The following is an 18,259-nucleotide window of genomic DNA, read 5'->3' on the forward strand; positions in this document are numbered from 1 at the left end:
GGATTTGAGCCGAAACGGGGGGCGAAAGGTAATTTCCGATGCGTGTCCTGCTGATCGAGGATGAACCCACCACTGCGCGGGCCATCGAACTCATGCTGACGGCCGAAGGGTTCAATGTCTACTCCACGGATCTGGGCGAAGAAGGCCTCGATCTCGGCAAACTCTACGATTACGACATCATTCTGCTCGATCTGAACCTGCCCGACATGCACGGGTACGACGTGCTGAAGAAGCTGCGCGTCGCCAAGGTGCAGACGCCGGTGCTGATCCTCTCGGGTATCTCCGAAATGGATTCGAAGGTCCGTTCGTTCGGCTTCGGTGCCGACGACTATGTGACCAAGCCCTTCCACCGCGAAGAGCTGATCGCGCGCATCCACGCCGTCGTTCGCCGCTCGAAGGGCCATTCGCAGTCGGTCATCCGCACCGGCAAGCTGGTGGTGAACCTCGATGCCAAGACCGTCGAGGTCGACAGCGCCCGCGTGCACCTGACCGGCAAGGAATATGCGATGCTGGAGCTGCTCTCGCTGCGCAAGGGCACCACGCTGACCAAGGAAATGTTCCTCAACCACCTCTACGGCGGCATGGACGAGCCGGAACTGAAGATCATCGACGTCTTCATCTGCAAGCTGCGCAAGAAGCTGGCCCATGCCTGTGGCGGCGCCAACTACATCGAGACGGTCTGGGGCCGCGGCTACGTGCTGCGCGATCCGGACGAGCTTCAGGAAGTCGCCTGACCTAACCCCTTGCGCGTATAAGCAACGTGCATGGAACGGCCTGTCCTTCGGGGCGGGCCGTTTCGTTTTGAGTACCGGTTTCGTTTGGGCGACGTTGACGTTGCCGGGCAACGGTGTCAGTGCCCCGCGCCATGACCGCTCACAAATCCGGCGATCCGACCACGCTGAACCGCCTCTACGGCCGTGCCAAGGGCAAGCCCCTGCGCGCAGGCCAGCAGGGATTGGTCGATACCCTGCTGCCGCGAATCGCGGTTCCTCTCGAAGGCCCGGTCACGTCCGAGCTGCTGTTCGGCGACGATCGCCCGATGCATTTCGAGATCGGCTTCGGCGGCGGCGAACATATGGCGGGCCGCGCCGACATGCTGCCGAACCACGGCTTCATCGGCGCCGAGCCTTTCATCAACGGTGTTGCGCAGGCCCTGACCCATGTGGCTGGAGACAACGGTGCGAGCACGCCGCTCGGCAACGTGCGCATCCATCACGGCGATGCGCTGGAAGTGCTCTCGCGCATTCCCGACGGCTCGCTCTTGTTCCTCTACCTGCTGCATCCGGACCCCTGGCCCAAGGCGCGCCACGCCAAGCGGCGCATGATGAACGACGGCCCGGTCGACATGTTCGCGGCCAAGCTGAAGCCCGGCGGCGAGTTCCGCTTCGGCACCGACCATGCGGTCTACGTGCGCCATGCGCTGATGGTGATGCAGCGCCACACCGACCAGTTCGAGTGGCTTTGCGAGAAGCCGCAGGACTTCCAGGTCCGTCCGGGCGGCTGGCCGGAAACGCGCTACGAGAACAAGGCGCGCACCGTTTACGGGCATGAGGTCTGGTATTTCCGCTACCGGCGGAAGTGACTTTGGGGCGGGGCGATTTTCGCCCCGCTTTTTTTTAATAGTACACCGTCATCCTGAAACGAGTTCAGGATGAAGCGATGTGTGGGGAGAGAGGTTGACGCGCGCTCTCGCCGGAAGACATCTCAAACGTCGAAATGCGCGCACCACGAAGCTGCGCGCATGACGAAAAAGGTCCGGGGTGCAGGGGTATTAACCCCTGCATATTTCCCCTTTTCCCTTCTTACCCGGCAACACCCGCAGCCGCGAGTACGGCCAGGGTCAGCACGTCCGGCGCCAGCGCCGTCATCGGCACGATCTGTACCGGCTTTTCCGCGCCCAGCAGCATCGGTCCGATCGAGGTCGTACCGCCGATCTCCTTGAGCAGCTTGGCCGAGATATTGGCCGACTGGAGCCCCGGCATGATCAGCACGTTCGCCGGAGCCGACAGGCGGCTGAACGGGTAGAGCTTCATGATCTTCGGGTTCAGCGCGGCATCCGGGGCCATTTCGCCTTCGTATTCGAAGTCCGGCTGTTCCTCGTCGAGGATGCGGATCGCCTCGCGGGTGGCATCGAGCCACTTGCCCGAAGGGTTGCCGAAGGTCGAGTAGCTGAGGAAGGCGACGCGCGGCTCGTGGCCCAGGCGGCGAGCGACGGCAGCGGTTTCCTTGGCGATCACCGCAAGCTGCTCGGCGGTCGGGCGCTCGTTGATGGTGGTGTCGGCCATGAACACCGTGTGGTTCTTGCCGACCAGCAGGTGGATGCCGAAGGGCAGCTTGCCTTCGGCCGGGTCCAGCACGCGGCGCACTTCCTTGATCGACTGCGCGAAGGGCCGGGTCATGCCGGTCACCATGGCATCGCCGACGCCCAGCTTGAGCAGGCCGGAGGCGAAGATGTTGCGATCGGTATTGACCATGCGCTGCACGTCGCGCTGGAGGAAGCCGCGGCGCTTGAGGCGCTCGTAGAGCATCTCCACCATCGGCGCGACGTGATCCGAGACCATCGAGTTCTCGATATGGTAGCTCTCGGGATCGGCGACGCCGAGTTCCGCCATCTTGTCGAGGATGACTTGGGTACGGCCGACCAGGATCGGTTCGCCGTAGCCGAAATCGCGGTACTGGATCGCGGCGCGCAGGACGACTTCGTTGTCCGCTTCGGCGAAGATCATGCGCTTGGGATTGGCGCGGACCTGTTCGTAGACGCGGGTCAGCACCGACGTGGTGGGATTGAGGCGGGCCTTGAGCTGGTCGCGGTAGGCCTGGAAGTCCTCGATCGGGCGCGTGGCGACGCCGGAGTCCATCGCCGCCTTGGCGACGGCCATCGACACCACTTCCATCAGGCGCGGATCGAACGGCGCGGGGATGATGTAGTCGCGGCCGAACTGCTGCGCTTCGCCGTAAGCGGCGGCGACGTCTTCATGGACCTGCTCGCGCGCCAGTTCGGCGATGGCCGTGGCGGCGGCGATCTTCATCTCTTCGTTGATCGCGGTGGCCGAAACGTCCAGCGCGCCGCGGAAGATGAAGGGGAAGCCCAGCACGTTGTTAACCTGGTTCGGATAGTCCGAACGGCCGGTGGCGACGATGGCGTCGGGGCGCACGGCCTTGGCTTCGGGCGGGGTGATTTCCGGGTCCGGGTTGGCCATCGCGAAGATGATCGGCTCGGGTGCCATGGACTTGACCATCTCGGGCGTGATCGCGCCCTTGGCCGAGAGGCCGAGAACGACGTCCGCGCCTTCGAGGGCTTCGGCCAGCGTGCGCCTGTCGGTCTTGACCGCATGGGCGGACTTGAACTGATCGACGCGCTCGCGGCCGGGATAGATCACGCCGCGCGTGTCGCAGACCAGGACGTTCTCGTGGCGCACGCCCATCGACTTGATGAGGGCGGTGCAGGCCAGCGCCGAGGCACCGGCGCCGTTCACCACGACCTTGATCTCGTCCAGCTTGCGGCCGGTGATGAGGCAGGCGTTGATGAGACCGGCGGCGGCGATGATCGCGGTGCCGTGCTGGTCGTCATGCATGACGGGGATGTTCATCCGCTCGCGCAGGGCCTGCTCGATGATGAAGCACTCGGGGGCCTTGATGTCTTCAAGGTTGATGCCGCCGAAGCTGGGTTCCATCATGGCGATGGCTTCGATCAGCGCGTCGGTGTCTTCGCTGGCGAGTTCGATGTCGATGGAATCGACGTCGGCGAAGCGCTTGAAGAGCACGGCCTTGCCCTCCATCACCGGCTTCGAAGCGAGGGCGCCGAGGTTGCCCATGCCGAGGATCGCGGTGCCGTTCGAGATCACCGCGACGAGGTTGCCCTTGGCGGTATAGTCGTAGGCGGTGGCGGGGTCGTCGGCGATCGCCTGGACGGGAACGGCCACACCCGGTGAATAGGCAAGCGAGAGGTCGCGTTGCGTCGCCATCGGCTTTGACGCAACAATCTCGATCTTACCGGGGCGCATGGTGCTGTGATAGAACAGAGCTTCACGCTCCGTGAACTGGATCTTCGATTTTTCGGACAAGCGATTTCTCCCGATTTGGGAGAGGACCTAACGAATGTTCTCGCCACGCGATAGGGGAAAGGCGCCTTGTCCGCGCTTCCCAAAAAGGGCCGTGCGGGGCTAACGCTCCGGACCATGAGCGGACATTCTGACAAGGCGGGCGTGACCCCGATGATGGCCCAGTACCTTGCCTTGCGCGAGGTCGCCGGGGACTGTTTGCTGTTCTACCGGATGGGCGATTTCTTCGAACTGTTCTTCGAGGATGCGAAAACTGCAAGCCAAGTGCTCGACATTGCACTTACCACGCGCGGCGAGCACGGCGGCCAGCCGATCCCGATGTGCGGCGTGCCGGTCCATGCGGCCGAGGGCTATCTCGCGCGGCTCATCAAGGCCGGTTGCCGCGTGGCGATCGCCGAGCAGACCGAAACGCCTGCCGAAGCCAAGAAACGAGGCGGTTCCAAGGCGCTGGTGACGCGCGACATCGTGCGCTTCGTCACCGCCGGAACCCTGACCGAGGAATCGCTGCTGGAGCCGCGCCGCGCGAACGTGCTGGCCGCGGCCTGCGAGGTGCGGGGCGTGCTCGGCATCGCCGCCTGCGATATCTCCACCGGGCGGATGGAACTGGAAGAGTGCCCGCCCGACCGGCTGGGCGCGGCGCTGGCGCGCCTTGGTGCGCGCGAACTGGTCGTGCCGGAGGGATGGGAACTGGCACCCGACGGCGCGATCCCGCGCTCGGCACACGAGTTCTCCTCCGACGGCGGCGACGAGCGGTTAAAATTTGTCCATGGCGTCGCGACGCTGGACGGTTTCGGCACCTTCACCCGCGCCATGCTGGCGGCGGCGGGCGGGCTGATTGCCTATCTCGATCACGTCGGGCGCGGCAAGCTGCCGCTGCTGCTGCCGCCCGAGGCGCGCGCCGGCGATGCCGCGCTGGCGATGGACGAGGCCACCCGCGCCAGCCTGGAAATTCTCGAATCCTCGCAGGGCGGCCGCAAGGGCAGCCTGGTCGAGGCGATCGACCGCTGTGTCACCGGCGCCGGTGCGCGCCAGTTGGCGGAAGATCTCTCGGCCCCGCTGACCGATCGCCATGCGATTGCCGAGCGGCTCGAACTGGTCGAGTGGCTGCACGACGATCACCTGCTGCGCGAGGACATGCGCGCGGCGCTGCGGGCGTTGCCGGACGTGGGCCGAGCGCTGGGCCGCGTGGTGGCGGGGCGCGGCAGCCCGCGTGACCTCGGCCAGCTTCGCGACGGTCTTTCCGGTGCCCGCCGCATCGGCGAGCGGCTGGTGCAGATGGACGGGTTGCCGGTGCTGCTGGACCGGCTGATGCCGGAACTCGGCGGGCACGCGCAGATGGTCGATCACTTCGCGCAGGCGCTGGTGGAAACCCCGCCGACCGAGCGCGGGCAGGGCGGCTATATCGCCAGCGGCTACGATGCCGGGCTGGACGAACTGCGCGTCACTTCGGGCAATGCCCGCCGCGCGATTGCCGCGCTGGAGGCGAAATACCGCGAACAGACCGGCGTCGCCGCTCTCAAGATCAAGCACAACAACGTGCTCGGCTACTTCATCGAAGTGCCGCAGCGCCATGCCGACAAGCTGCTGGAGCCGGACAGCGGCTTCTCGCACCGCCAGACGATGGCCGGGGCCATGCGCTTCAACGCGCTCGCCCTGCATGAGGAGGCGAGCCGCATCACCGAGGCGGGCGCTCATGCGCTCGCGGCGGAAGAGGCGCATTTCGAGGAGCTGGTGGCCGAGGCCGTCGCCGCCCGTCACGCGATTGCCCGCACCGCCGCCGCACTCGCCCGGTTCGACGTCGCGGCCGGACAGGCCGAGCGCGCTGCCGAGGGCGGCTGGACCCGGCCCGAAGTGGTCGACGGTCTTTCGCTGGAGATCGAGGGCGGCCGCCATCCCGTGGTCGAAGCCGCGCTCAAGGTGCAGGGCGAGCGCTTCGTCGCCAACGACTGCCGCCTCGCCAGCCATGACCGGCTCTGGCTGATCGGCGGCCCCAACATGGGCGGTAAGTCGACCTTCCTGCGCCAGAACGCGCTGATCGTGCTGCTGGCGCAGGCGGGCGGTTTCGTGCCGGCCAAGTCGGCGCGGATCGGCATGGTGGACCGCCTGTTCAGCCGCGTCGGCGCTTCCGACAATCTCGCGCGCGGGCGTTCGACCTTCATGGTCGAGATGGTGGAAACCGCCGCCATCCTGGCGCAGGCGACCGACCGCAGCTTCGTCATCCTCGATGAAGTGGGGCGCGGTACTTCGACCTATGACGGCCTTGCTCTGGCATGGGCGGTGGCGGAAGCCGTCCACGAGACCAACCGCTGCCGCTGCCTGTTCGCCACGCACTATCACGAGATGGCGCGGCTGGGAGAAACCTGCGAGGCGCTCTCGCTCCACCATGTTCGCGCCCGCGAGTGGAAGGGCGATCTGGTCCTGCTTCACGAACTGGCCGAAGGTCCGGCGGATCGCAGCTACGGTCTTGCCGTCGCGCGGCTGGCCGGGGTGCCGCCCAAGGTCATCAGCCGGGCCAAGTCGGTGCTGGAAAAGCTGGAAAAGGGCCGCGCGGAGACGGGCGGCCTTGCCGCCGGACTTGGCGATCTCCCGCTGTTCGCGGCGGCGCAGGAAGCGCAGGAGGAGCAATGCGACGCCCTGCGCGACAAGCTGCGCGAGATGGACATCGATGCTCTCAGTCCGCGCGACGCTCTGGAAATCCTCTACGATCTCAAGCGCGAGGCGGGCACGGAGTCTTAACCGGCCCGCGCTAAATTGGGGACATGTTCGGACCCAGAATCAGGAATGTCTTCCGAAGCCGCTGGCACGCGCTGTTCTGGTCGGCCGGTGTGTTGCTGACGGCCTATTGCTCCGTGCCCTCACCGGACGATGCCGGTGAAGAGAACGCGGGCGCGAAAGTCGCCGCGAAACCTGCGTACAAGAATCCGTGGGCGAAGGATTCGGCGGCGAACTGATTTCGGCTGAACCACCACTTTCTCTGTGGCGGCGGGGCGGGCCTCGGCGCGCTCTGGCCTCCCCAGTCTCAGCTATCGTCGTCTGCGAAGTCCGAGTCCGCCGCGTTTTCCTTGCCGTAGCGGTCTTCGAGGTCGTCCATCGTCTCCTCGCCGCGATAGGCAGACATGTCGATCACGCCGCTCGAATCCATCTGATTCATGTGATCGACGAGGTCTTCGATGTTGTCCTCGTCCTCGATACCGCCCTTGACCTTCTCGGTCTCTTCCAGTCCGAAGCTGCTGGAGGAACGGCCCTGTGCTTCCTCGGCAAAAGTCTGGGCCTGGGTGTCTTCGTCGTCCTGCTCGGGATTGACCGTTTCGGGGGCGCGGTCGTCGGGGCGTTCGCTCATCTAAGGTCTCCTTTGCCGGGTTAACGGCCAAGGGAAGTGCCGGGTTCCGGTTCGCAAGGGAATGATCCGAAAGTAGGGGGTGGCCCAACCACTGCCTCTCCGCCTCCCCCTGGCTTTCGTCCACCGCCTAGCGCGTGGGAACCGGCGTTTCGCCGGAATAGTCGTAGAAGCCCCGGCCCGACTTGCGGCCGTACCAGCCCGCCTCGACGTATTTCTGGAGCAGCGGGGCGGGACGGTACTTGGGATCGCCGGTGGTGGCCTGGAACACCTTCATGATCTCGTAGAGAGTGTCGAGGCCCACGAAGTCGGCCAGAGTCAGCGGGCCCATCGGGTGATTGGCGCCGAGCCGCATGCCCGCATCGATATCTTCGACCGAAGCCAGCCCCTCGCCGAGCACGAAGATCGCCTCGTTGAGCAGCGGGCAGAGGATGCGGTTGACCACGAAGCCGGGCGCATCGCCGGCCAGCACCACGGTCTTGCCCAGCGCCTCGCCGAAAGACTTCATGCGCGCAGTGGTTTCGTCCGACGTCGCAAGGCCGGGGATCACTTCGACAAGGCCCATGACCGGCACCGGGTTGAAGAAGTGCAGCCCGCAGAACCGCGTCGGATCGGGCGAACTGGCGGCCATGCGGGTGATCGGGATGGAACTGGTGTTGGAGGCGAGGATGGCGCCCGCGCCCAGCACTTCGCCCACGGCGGTGAAGATCTTGAGCTTGATATCCTCGCGCTCGGTGGCGGCTTCGATGATGAGGTCGCAGTCGCCCATTCCGGCATAGTCGCCCGCGGTCGTGATGCGGGGCAGCAGGGCGTCCACGTCGGCCTGGGCGATCTTTTCCTTCGCGACCAGCTTCGCGAGGCCCTTGGCGATGCCGGCCTTGCCCCTTTCGGCGTTTTCGATCGAGATATCGGACAGGATCACGTCCATGCCCTTGCTCGCCACGGTCTGGGCGATGCCCGAACCCATGATGCCCGCGCCGATGATTCCGACTTTCCGCACTGCCAAACTCTCCTCTGCTGATGCGCCGGAACGACTAGCATCGACGCACGAGACGCGAACCTAGCGATTCTGGCCGGGCACCCAAAGCACGTCGTCGGCCCCATTGGCATTCACCGCCCGGGCGAGGACGAAGAGATAGTCGCTGAGCCGGTTGAGGTAGCCGAGCGCGGCCGGATTGGCGGGCACTTCGGCGGCCATGGCGACGGCGGCGCGCTCTGCCTTGCGGGCGGAGGCGCGGGCAATATGGACGCGGGCGGCGGCCTCGCTGCCGCCGGGCAGGATGAAGCTCCTGAGCGGCTGGAGATGGGCGTTGATCGCGTCGATCTCGCCTTCCAGCCATGTCACCTGAGAAGCCACCATGCGCAGGGTCATCTCGCCGGGGGTGAAGTCGTCACCGGGCGTCGCGAGATCGGCGCCGAGGTCGAACAGGTCGTTCTGGATACGGGTCAGGATTGCGGCATGCGGGGTTTCGATAAGCGCGCAGACGGCCAGGCCGATGGCGCAGTTCGCCTCGTCCACCGCGCCGATCGCTTCCATGCGCGCGGCGTATTTCGGCAGGCGGGAGCCGTCGACGAGGCCCGTGGTGCCGTCGTCACCCGTGCGGGTGTAGATCTTGTTGAGCTTGACCAATGTTTTAGCGCGCCATCGCCAAGAGGATAGCGCAGACGATCACCGCCGCCGCCTGATACTTGATGCGGTTGAACATCATCTTGTTCTGGAGGAGCTGGTTCGCGGTCGGCTCGGTCGAGGCCGGATCGCGGTTCAGGTCTTCCTTCGTGCCCTGCATGAAGGCCACGATGCCGCGCACGAGGCTGAAGACGACCATGATCATCAGGATAATGATGATCGGGATGAGAAGGGTGCTCATGGGGCTTGGTGTAAGCCTTCGGAAAGCGAAATGCCAGCGGGGAAGCGGCCTTCGCGAAGCGCCTCCACGATGGCTCGCCCGTCTTCACCGGCCCGCCGCCGATCGCCGAGCGAGGGGGCGCCGCGCCGCTTGGCCAGCTTGCGGCCGTCGGGTTCGATCAGCAGCGGGTGATGGTGCCAGACCGGCACCGGCAGGCCGAGCAGGGCTTGCAGCAGGCGGTGGACATGGCTTGCCGGAAACAGGTCCATGCCGCGCGTGACGAGCGTGATTCCTTCCGTCGCATCGTCGAGCGTGGCGGCGAGGTGGTAGCTGGCGGGCAGGTCCTTCCTGAGCAGCACGACATCGCCGAAAATTTCGGGGGCGGCGCGCTGCGGCCCGGCCCGCTCGTCGGTCCATGCGAGGGGGCCGGTCAAGTCCAGCGCACGGGCGACATCCAGCCGCCATGCCGCGCCTTCCGGATCGAAGCTTTCAGAAGTGCCGGGCCGGTGGCGGCAGGTGCCGGGATAGACCGGGCCGTCGGGTCCCATTGCGGTGGCTGCGGCGGCGATCTCGGCGCGGGTGCAGCGGCAGGGATAAAGGAGACCCATGGCTTTCAGGCGCTCGCCCGCCTCGGCGTGGCCGGGGAGGCGCTTCGACTGGAAACGGGCTTCGCCGTCCCAGTTCAGGCCGAGCCATTCGAGGTCGCGGAAGAACTCTTCCACGAATTCCACCCGGCTGCGCTCTCCGTCGATATCCTCGATCCGCAGCAGGAACTCGCCGTCTTGTGCGCGCGCCAGATCGTGCGCGACCAGCGCCGCATAGGCGTGGCCGAGATGGAGCGGGCCATTCGGGCTGGGGGCAAAGCGGGTGCGGATCATCGCCTTATGCTCCTAGTCGCGCGGAGGCTGGCGGCAAGGGGTGCAAGGCTGTGGATAAGGTCTGTATGAAACGGGAAGGGCTTGTCGAGAGAATGTGGGCAATCTGTGGAATCGTTGTGGTGAAGCTGTGGATTGTTGTATGGAGCGCCCCACGTCTCGGCTTGACGCCGACTCGCGTAGATGCTGCAAAGAAACACATGCACTGCCATGAAACCGCAATCAGGGCCTGCGACAGGAGGCCATGCTCAAGTCGGAGCTGATCGAGCGCGCGGCCCGGTTCCGCAGCGCGGAGGATGACCCCTCCCGAAGTCTTTCCGACTGTCCTGCTCTAGTGCTCAATGCGGACTACACGCCGCTTTCCTACTACCCCCTCAGCCTCTGGCCCTGGCAGACCGCGGTAAAGGCGATCTGCCTCGAAAGGGTGGACATCATTTCCAGCTACGACCGGGTGGTCCACAGCCCGAGCTGGTCGATGCAGATCCCCTCGGTGATCGCCCTCAGGCAATATGTCCGGCCTTCCGAATTCCCCGCCTTCACCCGCTTCAACCTCTTCCTCCGCGACAGGTTCAGCTGCCAGTATTGCGGTTCCCCCCATCAGCTAACCTTCGACCACGTCGTCCCGCGCCGTCTCGGCGGCAGGACGAGCTGGGAAAACATCCTCACCGCCTGCGCCCCCTGCAACCTCAAGAAGGGCGGCCGCACGCCCAAGCAGGCGAATATGCCGCCGCTGGTGGCGCCGATCCGGCCGACGAGCTGGCAACTCCAGGAACGCGGCCGCGCCTTCCCGCCCAACTACCTCCACGAAACCTGGCGCGACTGGCTCTACTGGGACATCGAACTGGAAGCTTGAGGGGGCGACCTTTCTTATCAACTGGGACTACGTCATCCTGAACTCGTTTCAGGATCCATCCCTCGGTCGGTGCCAGAGACGTGGTATGGCGAGCCGCATTGTCGGTTTGCTGATCGTAGCACCGGGGTTTCGGTCAAATGGACCCTGAAACGAGTTCAGGGTGACGATGATAGAGGGCTGCCCGATAATCGGAGCTAATACCCAGCGCTCAGTATCGTTCCGGTTCCGTCCGCCATGGCAATTTACCGGCGGCGCAGTTAGAGAACGCGGGAGGGCGCCGCGCGAGCGGCCTTGCGGACGTCATCCGGCATTAACGAGACAGTCTCCAAGGGGAGGTCATGAGCAGACAATTCTTCGGTACCGACGGCATTCGCGGCCGCACCAACCAGGGCGCGATGACCGCCGCGATCGCCATGAAAGTCGGCCAGGCGGCCGGCACCCGCTTCCTGCGCGGCACCCACCGGCACCGCGTGGTGATCGGCAAGGACACCCGCCTTTCCGGCTACATGCTGGAAAACGCGATGGTCGCGGGCTTTACCAGCGTCGGTATGGACGTGGTGCTGCTCGGCCCGATGCCGACCCCGGCGGTCGCGCTGCTGACCCGCGAACTGCGCGCCGACGTCGGCGTGATGATCTCCGCCAGCCATAACCCCTACGAGGACAACGGCATCAAGCTGTTCGGCCCCGACGGCTTCAAGCTCTCCGACGAGGATGAGATGGCGATCGAGGCCATGTTGGCGCAGGACATCCCGCTCGCCGCTTCCGAAGACATCGGCCGCGCCCGCCGCATCGACGACGCTGGCGGACGCTATATCCACGCCGTCAAGCGCTCGCTGCCCGAGGCCGTGCGTCTCGACGGCCTCAAGATCGCGCTCGATTGCGCCAACGGCGCCGCCTATCAGGTCGCGCCCTCGGCGCTGTGGGAACTCGGCGCGGAGATCGTGGCCGTGGGCGTCTCCCCCAATGGCCGCAATATCAACGCCAAGTGCGGCTCCACCCACGTCGAGTTGCTGCGGGAGACCGTGGTTTCCTCGGGCGCCGATATCGGCATCGCTCTCGACGGGGACGCCGACCGCCTGATCGTCGTGGATGAGAAGGGCAAGACCGTGGACGGCGACCAGATCATGGCGCTGATCGGCACCCAGCTTGCCGCGCGCGGCGCTCTGCGCGGCGGCGGCGTAGTGGCCACGGTCATGTCGAACCTCGGCCTCGAACGCTACCTGCAAGCGCAGGGACTGACGCTCGAACGCACCAAGGTAGGTGACCGCCACGTCCTCGAACGCATGCGCGCGGGCGGCTTCAACGTCGGCGGCGAGCAATCGGGCCACATGATCCTGCTCGATCATGCCACCACCGGAGACGGCACCGTGGCGGCGCTGCAGGTGCTGGCCGCGCTCGTCCAGTCGGGCAAGCGGGCGAGCGAACTGCTCCACCTCTTCGACCCGGTGCCGCAGCTGCTGCGCAACGTGCGCTTCTCGGGCGGGCAACCGCTGGAGGCCGCCAGCGTGAAAAGCGCCATCGCCGATGCGGAAGCCGCGCTCAACGGCAGCGGACGCCTCGTCATCCGCGCCTCGGGCACCGAGCCGCTGATCCGCGTGATGGCCGAAGGCGACGATGCCGGACAGGTGGAGGCCGCCGTGGCCTCGATCTGCGCCGCCGTGGAAGAGGGCGCTGCCTGATGGCCCTCGAAATGCGCCCCGACTGCGAACGCTGCGGCACCGACCTCCCCGCCGAATCCCCCGGCGCGTTCATCTGCAGCTTCGAATGCACGTACTGCGCGGAATGCGCGGACGATCTCGACGAACTTTGCCCCAATTGCGGCGGCGAACTGCTCGACCGGCCGACGCGGGCGAAGCGGCATTTCGATTCCGCGCCGCCTTCGAAGGAGCGCAAGTTCAAGGGGTAGAAGGGAAGCAGCAGGGGCCATCGCCCCTGCACCCCATTACCGTCCAGGTCACGTGGACCAACGCCGTTGCGCGCTCATGGTGGCGTCGGGAGACTAATGGCTGCGCCGCAGGGAGCGCACACCGGATAGACGGCGCGCGACGCTGACATTCCGAGGGTCTGGGGGATCTCCTGAGCTTGTCGAAGGGCCCCAGGACTTCTCCTTTCCCTCGACACCGCCCCCACCGCACGGCAAGGGAGCGCCATGATCACACCGCCCCGCATCCTTTCCATCGCCGGTTCCGACAGTTCGGGCGGCGCCGGTATTCAGGCCGATATCAAGACCATTGTGATGCTGGGTGGCTATGCCATGACCGCGATCACCGCGATCACCGCGCAGAACACCTGCGGCGTGACGGACGTGGTGGCGCTTTCGCCGGAGATGGTGGCGGCGCAGATCGACGCCTGCATCGGCGACATCGGCGTGGATGCTGTGAAGATCGGCATGCTCGGTAGTCCGGAGATCGCCCATGTCGTGGCGGACCGGCTTGCCGGGCTGGACGTGCCGGTGGTGTTCGATCCGGTGATGATTTCGACGAGCGGTTCGGTGCTGGCCGATGCGGCGACGGTCGAGGCATTCGAGCGGCTGATGGCAGTCGCCACGCTGACGACGCCGAACGTGCCGGAGCTGGCGGCGCTGGGCGGCGACGGGGCGATGGCGGCGCGGGGCGTGGCCTATATCGCCAAGGGCGGCGATGCGGAGGGGCCGATCGTCGAGGACAGGTTGCTGCGGCCGGGTGAATTGCCTCTGTCGTGGACGGCCCCGCGCATCGACACGCGCCACACGCATGGCACCGGCTGCACGTTCTCAAGCGCCATCGCGACCTTCATGGGGCAGGGGGCAGGGCTGGAGGCGGCCATCGTCGGCGCGCGCGACTATGTGCGCTCGGCGCTGCTCAATGCGCCGGGATTCGGCGCGGGACATGGCCCGCTGGGGCATCACGTCCGGGGATAGGGGCGCCATCTTTCCCCCAAGACATGGGACGGAAGGGCAGGGGAGCGGACCATGGCCCGCCCCCTGCCCTCAGCAGCAGTCCAGGTCGTAGAACTTCTGCACCACGTTCCAGCCTTCCTCGGCGGTTTCGCACCAGTGGAACAGCTTGAGGTCGGCGGCATTGATCACGCCTTCCTCGGCCAGCGCTTCGAAGTTGACGACGCGTTCCCAGAATTCCTTGCCGTAGAGCAGGATCGGCAGGGGCTTCATCTTGCCGGTCTGGATCAGCGTCAGCAGTTCGAAGAATTCGTCGAATGTGCCGAAGCCGCCCGGGAACACCGCTACCGCGCGGGCGCGCAGCAGGAAGTGCATCTTGCGCAGCGCGAAGTAGTGGAACTGGAACGAGAGGCGGGGCGTCACATAGGGGTTCGGCGCCTGCTCGTGTGGCAGGACGATGTTCAGGCCCAGCGATTCCGCGCCCACTTCGCGCGCGCCGCGGTTGGCCGCTTCCATGATCGAGGGGCCGCCGCCCGAGCAGACCACGAACTGGCGCATGCCCTTCTCCACCACCGAGCACTGGCTGGCGAGGCGGGCGAGCTTGCGGGCTTCCTCGTAGTACTTCGCCTTGGCGACGAGGCGTTCGGCGACCTTCTTTTCCTCGTCCGTCTTGGCGCGGGCGAGCACTTCGTCGCACTGGTCGGGCGAGGGGATGCGGGCGGAGCCGTACATCACCATGGTCGAGCCGATATTGGCCTCTTCCAGCAGCATCTCTGTCTTGAGCAGTTCGAGCTGGAAGCGGACCGGGCGCAGTTCGTCGCGCAGCAGGAATTCGGTATCCTGGAAGGCGAGGCGGTAGGCCGGGTTCTGGGTCTGGATGGTGCCTTCCTGCGCATCGGCGAAGGAGGCTTCCTGTTCCGCCTTGTAGAAGCGGCGGTTGGTGACTTTCTTGTCTTCTTTTTCGGTCATCTGCATTCCATGGCCGCTGGGACGCGCGGCGTCGAGAGGGGTAAGGATTTAAGTACCTTGCGGTTGCGTGCAAGTGCGGGATTCGCCTAGCCTCTCTTCATGTCGAAACAGATATTGACGCGGCGCTCGGTTTTGGCGGGTGTCGGCACCGCCATGGCGGCGAGCCTGCTGCCCGCGATTCCGGCGATTTCCGCCCCGGCCCGCAAGCTGGTGAAGCCGCCGCGCCTGCGCGAGGGCGACGTGCTGGGGCTGGTCGCCCCGGCGCGTTTCGTGGGTGATCGGTTCGGGCTGGATGCGATCATGGCCACGGTTCGGGCCATGGGGCTTGAGCCGAAACCGGCGCCGCACGTTCTGGACCGCGAGGGCTATATGGCCGGTTCGGACGCAGAGCGGGCAGGCGATCTCATGGCGATGTTCGGCGATTCGAGCGTGCGGGGCATCATGTCGGTGGCGGGCGGCTGGGGCTGCGCGCGGCTGCTGCCCCTGCTCGATTTCGATCGGATCGCGGCGAATCCCAAGCTCTTCGTGGGGTTCAGCGACAATACCGCGCTCCACCTCGCTTTCGCGGCGCGGACCGGGGTGGCCAGCATCCACGGCCCGAACGCTGCGGCCTCGTGGCCCCCGGCGGCCTGGGATTCGTTCCACGCGCTCGCATTCGAGGGCGCGACGCCGACCTGGCGGGTGCCCGAGGGGGCGGGCGCCAATCTCGCCGGGCGCGGCAAGGACTTGCGCACCTTCCACGGCGGCCGGGCGCGGGGGCGGCTGCTGGGCGGCAATCTCTCGGTGCTTTCAGGGCTGGTCGGCACGCCCTATCTGCCCGACTTCACCGGCGCCGTGCTGTTCATAGAGGACACCAACGAATCCGAGTACCGGATCGACCGCATGCTCACCCAGCTCGCTCTGGCGGGCGTGTTCGACAAAGTGGCGGGGGTGGTCTTCGGCCAGTGCACCGGGTGTCGGAATCCGGACGGCGGCTATTCGAACTTCACGATCTACGAAGTGCTCGACCGCCAGTTTTCGGGCCTCAAGGTGCCTGCGTTCCAGGGCCTCCAGATCGGTCATATCGCCGCGCAGCTGAGCGTGCCCGTAGGCCTGCCGGTGGAGATCGATGCCGATGCCGGCACCATGCGCCTGCTGGAACCGGCGGTAAGCTGACCTTGAGCCATAGGGAAGCGGCTGTTATCGCGGAGGGATTATGGCGAACTGTGACCTCTGCGTCGTTCGGAACCGGGCGATCTGTTCATCCCTCGATGCGAAAGAGCTGGAGGCGCTCAACGCGATCGGGCGCACCCGCACGATCCAGCCCGGCGAATCGCTGATCTGGGAAGGCGAGGATTCTGTCCTCGTCGCCAACGTGATCGACGGCGTGCTCAAGCTATCGACCAATACCGAGGACGGGCGCGAGCAGATCGTCGGTGTGGTCTATCCGTCGGACTTCATCGGGCGGCCCTTCGGCGGCACCACCGGCCACGGCGCCACGGCCTTGACCGAGGCCACGGTCTGCGTGTTCTCGCGCCGGGATTTCGATGCCTTCGCGCGCGAGCATCCGGTGCTGGAGCACAAGTTGCTGGAGCGCACCCTGGCCGAACTCGACCGTACGCGCCGCTGGATGCTGCTGCTCGGCCGCAAGTCGGCCTCGGAGAAGCTGGCCAGCTTCCTGCTCGAAATGGAGGAACGGCTCCAGCCACCGGGCTGCGCGTGGAATTTCGAGGATGCCGGCCCGCGCCGGATTACCCTGCCGTTCTCGCGCCAGCAGATCGCCGATGTGCTGGGCCTGACCATCGAGACGGTGAGCCGCCAGTTCACCCGCCTCAAGAACGATCATGTGATCGACCTGCCCTCGCGGCGGGACGTGACGATCCTCGATCATCCGGCACTGGTGGCCGAGGCGGGCTGAACGAAAAAGGGGAGCCCGAAGCTCCCCTTCTCAAGACGTCTTACCCGGTCGCTCAGAAGCGGTAGGAAACCCCGGCGCTGAGCACCCAGGGATCGAGGTCGTGGCGGGTCTTCAGCGCCAGATCGCCGTCCTCGTAGAACGAAGCGGTGGGCTTCACCCAATACTTCTTGGCGTCGAGCGAGAGGCCGAGGCCCTTGTCGTTGATGGCGATGTCCACGCCGCCCTGGAGCGCAAAGCCCAGCTTGTTCGACATCTTCACCTTGTCGACGCCCAGCGCACGGGCGGTTTCGCCCGGCTTCTCGTCGAACACGAAGAACCATGCCGGGCCTGCGCCTACATAGGGCTTGAACGGGGTGCCGGTGTCGAGGTGCGCCTTGGCGGTCACCGTGGCGGGCAGGATCAGGACGTGATCGACCAGGCCTGCGCCTGCAATGTCGCCGGTTCCGCTGACATGGTGCTGGGTGAAGCAGCAGATCGTCTCCACCGAGAAGGACTTGGCGAAGAAGTACTCGACTGCCAGCGTCGGTACGACATTGTCGTTCGCCTTGGTGCCCACGTTGTCGAGCGTCGCCAGGGTACCGCCCAGCGTCGTGTCGGTGTCGATCGACTTGATCTTGTCGATCTTGCCACCCGGCAGCACCGCAGTGCCGAGGACCTTGACCTGCCACTTGCCGTCCGGGCTTCCGGCCATGGCCGGGGCGGCGAGAGCGGTGGCGGCGGCGCTGGCAACGAGAGCGGTGGCCGCGAGCATGGTCATCTTGCGCATGTTCGGTCTTTCCTGCGCCGCCGGGGCCGCACCGTGCGGGTCCCCCCTCTTGAGCGGCAGCAGCGCCGCTTTGGTCCCACGGCACCGCCAAGGAATTGATCGCGCGCAAAAATCGGCGAATTTCTGCGGTTTTACGCCGATTGATCGAGAGCAATGACGGAGCGCAGGCAATGCGCGATTCGTGCCTGCCATGTGGACCTATCATCCCGATCTGCTCGCGGTTCCCGTGCCCCGCTACACGAGCTTCCCCACGGCGGCGGAGTTCGACGAAAGCCTTGGCGTTCCTGCTTTCACGGAGGCGCTGGAGCAGGCGAGCGGCGATGTCTCGCTCTATGTCCATATCCCGTTCTGCGAGAAGATCTGCTGGTACTGCGGCTGCAATACCGGCGTCGCCAATCGCACGGGCCGGGTTTCCGGCTATCTCGACGCGCTCCACCGCGAGATCGGCCTCGTCGCGGAGCGCCTGCCGCGGAGCGCGCGAGTCACGCGGATCGCATTCGGCGGCGGCAGCCCGAACGGCATCCCGCCGGTCGATTTCGTGCGGCTGGTCGATGCGCTGGCGCTGCAGTTTCCCGCCTCCAGCCCGGTGCTGTCGATCGAACTGGATCCGCGCACGATGGGGAGCGACTGGGCGGCGGTGATCGGCGCGGTGGGAATCACGCGGGCCAGCCTCGGTGTCCAGACGTTCGCGCTGCCGCTCCAGCAGGCGATCGGCCGCGTTCAGCCCGCGCGGATGATCGAAGAAACGACGGCGATGCTGCGCGGGGCAGGCGTCGATT

General features: G+C 66.0%; 19 protein-coding genes. 11 read left to right on the plus strand and 8 right to left on the minus strand.

The features are described from left to right. The first annotated feature begins 38 nt into the window (after nucleotides 1-38). On the plus strand, nucleotides 39-734 hold the full coding sequence (gene ctrA, locus V7066_RS17545; protein ID WP_021233000.1) for a response regulator transcription factor CtrA: 696 nt from the start codon (nucleotides 39-41) through the stop codon (nucleotides 732-734). 131 nt (nucleotides 735-865) lie between these two features. Beyond that, nucleotides 866-1,582, plus strand: a complete 717-nt coding sequence (gene trmB / locus V7066_RS17550; protein ID WP_334184273.1) for a tRNA (guanine(46)-N(7))-methyltransferase TrmB — start codon at nucleotides 866-868, stop codon at nucleotides 1,580-1,582. Between the two features lie 220 nt (nucleotides 1,583-1,802). On the opposite strand, the gene V7066_RS17555 is transcribed toward trmB, so the two are convergent. Then, entirely contained in the window at nucleotides 1,803-4,064 is a 2,262-nt protein-coding gene (locus V7066_RS17555) for an NADP-dependent malic enzyme (RefSeq protein WP_334184274.1), read from the minus strand. A gap of 150 nt (nucleotides 4,065-4,214) precedes the next feature. On the opposite strand from V7066_RS17555, the gene mutS reads away from it, so the two are divergent. Beyond that, nucleotides 4,215-6,797, plus strand: a complete 2,583-nt coding sequence (mutS, locus tag V7066_RS17560; protein WP_334184309.1) for a DNA mismatch repair protein MutS — start codon at nucleotides 4,215-4,217, stop codon at nucleotides 6,795-6,797. Nucleotides 6,798-6,820: 23 nt separating this feature from the next. Further along, nucleotides 6,821-7,012 carry a hypothetical protein gene (locus V7066_RS17565; protein ID WP_334184275.1) on the plus strand — a complete coding sequence of 64 codons (192 nt, stop codon included), beginning with the start codon at nucleotides 6,821-6,823 and terminating at the stop codon, nucleotides 7,010-7,012. A 68-nt stretch (nucleotides 7,013-7,080) separates the two neighbouring features. On the opposite strand, the gene V7066_RS17570 is transcribed toward V7066_RS17565, so the two are convergent. The 5 genes from V7066_RS17570 to gluQRS form a co-directional block, all read right to left on the minus strand. Further along, complete coding sequence (locus tag V7066_RS17570) at nucleotides 7,081-7,401, minus strand: hypothetical protein (RefSeq protein WP_334184276.1); 321 nt, start codon at nucleotides 7,399-7,401, stop codon at nucleotides 7,081-7,083. Nucleotides 7,402-7,528: 127 nt separating this feature from the next. Continuing rightward, on the minus strand, nucleotides 7,529-8,398 hold the full coding sequence (locus V7066_RS17575) for a 3-hydroxyacyl-CoA dehydrogenase family protein (protein WP_334184277.1): 870 nt from the start codon (nucleotides 8,396-8,398) through the stop codon (nucleotides 7,529-7,531). 60 nt (nucleotides 8,399-8,458) lie between these two features. Then, complete coding sequence (locus tag V7066_RS17580) at nucleotides 8,459-9,028, minus strand: cob(I)yrinic acid a,c-diamide adenosyltransferase (protein WP_334184278.1); 570 nt, start codon at nucleotides 9,026-9,028, stop codon at nucleotides 8,459-8,461. A gap of 4 nt (nucleotides 9,029-9,032) precedes the next feature. Continuing rightward, a complete protein-coding gene (locus V7066_RS17585; RefSeq protein ID WP_334184279.1) occupies nucleotides 9,033-9,266 on the minus strand; it encodes a hypothetical protein in 234 nt (77 codons plus the stop codon). Beyond that, nucleotides 9,263-10,123, minus strand: coding sequence for a tRNA glutamyl-Q(34) synthetase GluQRS (gluQRS, locus tag V7066_RS17590; RefSeq protein WP_334184280.1), 861 nt, complete (start codon nucleotides 10,121-10,123; stop codon nucleotides 9,263-9,265). Before gluQRS ends, V7066_RS17585 begins: the two co-directional genes overlap by 4 nt. A gap of 241 nt (nucleotides 10,124-10,364) precedes the next feature. On the opposite strand from gluQRS, the gene V7066_RS17595 reads away from it, so the two are divergent. The 4 genes from V7066_RS17595 to thiD all read left to right on the plus strand — a co-directional run bounded on the left by V7066_RS17595 (nucleotide 10,365) and on the right by thiD (nucleotide 13,872). Beyond that, nucleotides 10,365-10,973, plus strand: coding sequence for an HNH endonuclease (locus V7066_RS17595; protein WP_021232991.1), 609 nt, complete (start codon nucleotides 10,365-10,367; stop codon nucleotides 10,971-10,973). A gap of 338 nt (nucleotides 10,974-11,311) precedes the next feature. Then, complete coding sequence (gene glmM / locus V7066_RS17600; RefSeq protein WP_334184281.1) at nucleotides 11,312-12,652, plus strand: phosphoglucosamine mutase; 1,341 nt, start codon at nucleotides 11,312-11,314, stop codon at nucleotides 12,650-12,652. Next, nucleotides 12,652-12,879, plus strand: a complete 228-nt coding sequence (locus tag V7066_RS17605; RefSeq protein ID WP_334184282.1) for a DUF1272 domain-containing protein — start codon at nucleotides 12,652-12,654, stop codon at nucleotides 12,877-12,879. The genes glmM and V7066_RS17605 overlap by 1 nt, the downstream gene beginning before the upstream one ends. A 243-nt stretch (nucleotides 12,880-13,122) precedes the next feature. Then, nucleotides 13,123-13,872 (plus strand): bifunctional hydroxymethylpyrimidine kinase/phosphomethylpyrimidine kinase, encoded by a 750-nt coding sequence (gene thiD, locus V7066_RS17610; RefSeq protein WP_334184283.1) that lies wholly within the window; start codon nucleotides 13,123-13,125, stop codon nucleotides 13,870-13,872. Nucleotides 13,873-13,941: 69 nt separating this feature from the next. Here the strand turns inward: thiD and V7066_RS17615 are convergent, their stop codons facing one another. Beyond that, complete coding sequence (locus V7066_RS17615; protein WP_334184284.1) at nucleotides 13,942-14,817, minus strand: TIGR00730 family Rossman fold protein; 876 nt, start codon at nucleotides 14,815-14,817, stop codon at nucleotides 13,942-13,944. A 99-nt stretch (nucleotides 14,818-14,916) separates the two neighbouring features. Here V7066_RS17615 and V7066_RS17620 point away from each other — a divergent pair, with 99 nt between their 5' ends. Together V7066_RS17620 and V7066_RS17625 are read left to right on the plus strand one after the other, a co-directional pair. Further along, nucleotides 14,917-15,972, plus strand: a complete 1,056-nt coding sequence (locus tag V7066_RS17620) for a S66 peptidase family protein (protein ID WP_334184285.1) — start codon at nucleotides 14,917-14,919, stop codon at nucleotides 15,970-15,972. A 40-nt stretch (nucleotides 15,973-16,012) separates the two neighbouring features. Next, nucleotides 16,013-16,714: a Crp/Fnr family transcriptional regulator gene (locus tag V7066_RS17625; RefSeq protein WP_334184286.1), complete on the plus strand. Its 702-nt coding sequence runs from the start codon at nucleotides 16,013-16,015 to the stop codon at nucleotides 16,712-16,714. Nucleotides 16,715-16,766: 52 nt separating this feature from the next. Here V7066_RS17625 and V7066_RS17630 read toward each other — a convergent pair whose 3' ends face one another. Continuing rightward, nucleotides 16,767-17,480 carry an OmpW/AlkL family protein gene (locus V7066_RS17630; RefSeq protein ID WP_334184287.1) on the minus strand — a complete coding sequence of 238 codons (714 nt, stop codon included), beginning with the start codon at nucleotides 17,478-17,480 and terminating at the stop codon, nucleotides 16,767-16,769. A 190-nt stretch (nucleotides 17,481-17,670) separates the two neighbouring features. On the opposite strand from V7066_RS17630, the gene V7066_RS17635 reads away from it, so the two are divergent. Then, nucleotides 17,671-18,259 (plus strand): radical SAM protein (locus tag V7066_RS17635; protein ID WP_334184310.1); only part of this gene is annotated, 589 nt, incomplete at its 3' end.

Source organism: Novosphingobium sp., from assembly GCF_036820275.1.
Classification (GTDB): domain Bacteria; phylum Pseudomonadota; class Alphaproteobacteria; order Sphingomonadales; family Sphingomonadaceae; genus Novosphingobium.